Origin of the sequence: Nocardia sp. NPDC060220, assembly GCF_042727815.1 — a bacterium.
Classification (GTDB): domain Bacteria; phylum Actinomycetota; class Actinomycetes; order Mycobacteriales; family Mycobacteriaceae; genus Nocardia.
This window is the reverse complement of the sequence record NZ_JBHWZY010000931.1, coordinates 1-2531: the sequence shown is the minus strand read 5'-3', so window position 1 is coordinate 2531 and position 2531 is coordinate 1. Positions and strand designations below refer to the sequence as shown.

Below are 2531 nucleotides of genomic sequence, written 5' to 3'. Positions count from 1 at the left end.
GTTCGGAGTAATGCTGTGTAGATCACACCCTCACGGGCGTTTCCGATGATTTCTTGCTGCTTCCTTACGCGCGGAAATCGTTGCGACACATGCCGGAAACAAAAGGGCTGATCTCACCTCCCTGATCGGGGGAAGGTGAGAAACCGTTGATTCAAGCGACATTTCCCGCAGCATTTCGGCAATACCCATTTCCTACCGTTGGGCCATCGCACTTTTGGGAGGCCCAATCTTGAGCACGCTGAAGCGGAACCACGACATCGACAACTGGGATGCCGAGGACGTCGCGGCCTGGGAAGCCGGTGGCAAGGACGTCGCCAAGCGCAACCTGATCTGGTCTGTGATCGCCGAGCACATCGGATTCTCGGTGTGGTCGATCTGGTCGGTGATGGTGCTGTTCATGCCCACCGACAAGTACGGCATCGATGCGGCGGGCAAGTTCTTCCTCGTCGCCATGCCCACCCTGGTCGGCGCGTTCCTTCGCATCCCCTACACCGTCGCCACCGCCCGCTTCGGCGGTCGCAACTGGACGATCTTCTCCGCGTTCCTGCTGCTCATCCCGCTGCTGCTGACGCTGTACTTCGTCAACCAGCCCGGCACTTCCTACACCACGTTCCTGATCGTGGCCGCGTTCGCCGGCTTCGGTGGCGGCAACTTCGCGTCGTCGATGACCAACATCAACGCCTTCTACCCGCAGCGCCTCAAGGGCTGGGCACTGGGCATGAACGCCGGTGGCGGCAACATCGGCGTCCCGGTGATCCAGCTGCTCGGCCTGCTGGTGCTGGTCACCCTCGGTGGCGACTACGCCACGGTGATCTGTGCCGTCTACCTCGTCCTGGTCGGTGTCACCGCCGTGGGCGCCGCGTTCTACATGGACAACCTGACCAACCAGAAGGCCGACCTGTCCTACATGGTCAAGGCCCTGCGGGTGCCGCAGTCCTGGGCGATCGCCTTCCTCTACATCGGCACGTTCGGTTCGTTCATCGGTTACAGCTTCGCCTTCGCCCAGATCCTGCAGATCAGCTTCAAGGCCGGTGGCGACACCGCCGCTCAGGCCGCCATCCACGCCGCGTCGATCGCCTTCATCGGCCCGCTGCTCGGTTCGCTGGCCCGCCCCTACGGCGGCAAGATGGCCGACCGGATCGGTGGCAGCAAGGTCACCATCGCCACCTTCAGCGCCATGATGCTCGCGGCGCTGCTCGTGATCACCGCCTCGACGATGGCCGACGGCAACAAGGGCGTTGCCACCGGTGCCACCATGACCCTGCTGGTCGCGGGCTTCATCGCCCTGTTCGTCCTGTCCGGTTTCGGCAACGGAGCCGTCACCAAGATCATCCCGTCGGTGTTCGAGGCCAAGTCCAAGAGCCTGCCGGTCTCGCGGGTCGAGCAGGCGGCCTGGTCGCAGAACACCTCCGGCGCCCTGATCGGCTTCGTCGGCGCCATCGGCGCCCTCGGCGGCGTCGGCATCAACATGGTGCTGCGCAGCTCCTACGCCAGCACCGCTTCGGCCACCACCGCGTTCTGGGTGTTCCTCGCCTTTTACGTGGTCTGCGCCGCCGTTACCTGGACGGTCTTCCTGCGCCGTCCCCGTCTCACCTCCGACTCCGCAGTGGTGGTCGAGGCCGAGCACATGGTCCTCGAGGCCGAAACCAACGCTTCGTCGGCCAATTCGTCGGCTCGCTGACAACCGACCACTACCAAGGAGGTCACTCTCATGAACAGCACTCGTAAAACAGCGGTCGTGGTCGGCCACGGCATGGTCGGACACCGTTTCGTCGAAGCCCTTCGTTCGCGCGACGAGGCAGGCCAGTGGCAGGTCATCATCCTGTCGGAGGAGAAGCTGCCCGCGTACGACCGCGTCGGCCTGTCCTACTACGTCGGCAACTGGAACGCCGACGACCTGGCCCTGCCCGGCAACATGTACGACGGCGACGACCTGGTCGACCTGCGACTGGGCCAGCGCGGCGAGGCTATCGACCTCGAAGCCAAGACCGTCACCAGCACCAGCGGCGACGTCATTTCCTACGACGCGCTGGTCATGGCCACCGGTTCCTACCCGTTCGTGCCGCCGGTCCCCGGCCACGACCTGCCCGAGTGCTTCGTCTACCGCACCATCGACGACCTCGACGGCATCCGCGCCGCCGCCGAAGCGGCCGGTCCCGGTGCGCACGGTGTGGTCGTCGGCGGCGGTCTGCTCGGCCTGGAAGCGGCCAACGCGCTGCGCCTGCTCGGCATGACCCCGCACGTCATCGAGTACAACGGTCGCCTGATGCCCGCCCAGGTCGACGCCGGTGGTGGCGCGATCCTGGAGAAGCTCGTCACCGATATCGGCCTCAACGTGCACACGGGTGTCGGCACCGCCAAGATCGTCTCGATCGAGGAGGAAGGCGCCGACAACGTCACCGTGCACCTGTCCGACGATGCCGAGATCAAGGCCTCGCTGGTGGTGTTCTCCGCCGGTGTCCGCCCGCAGGACGCCCTCGCCAAGGCCTCCGGCCTCGAGATCGGCGCCCGCGGCGGCATCCTCACCGACC

At 65.4% G+C, this 2531-nt stretch carries 2 protein-coding genes; both read left to right on the top strand.

Annotated elements, in window-relative coordinates:
- The first annotated feature begins 226 nt into the window (after positions 1-226).
- Positions 227-1681 carry a nitrate/nitrite transporter gene (locus tag ACFWF3_RS31880; protein WP_379317503.1) on the top strand — a complete coding sequence of 485 codons (1455 nt, stop codon included), beginning with the start codon at positions 227-229 and terminating at the stop codon, positions 1679-1681.
- 30 nt (positions 1682-1711) lie between these two features.
- Positions 1712-2531: NAD(P)/FAD-dependent oxidoreductase (locus ACFWF3_RS31875; protein WP_379317501.1), on the top strand; the 820-nt coding region annotated here is incomplete at its 3' end.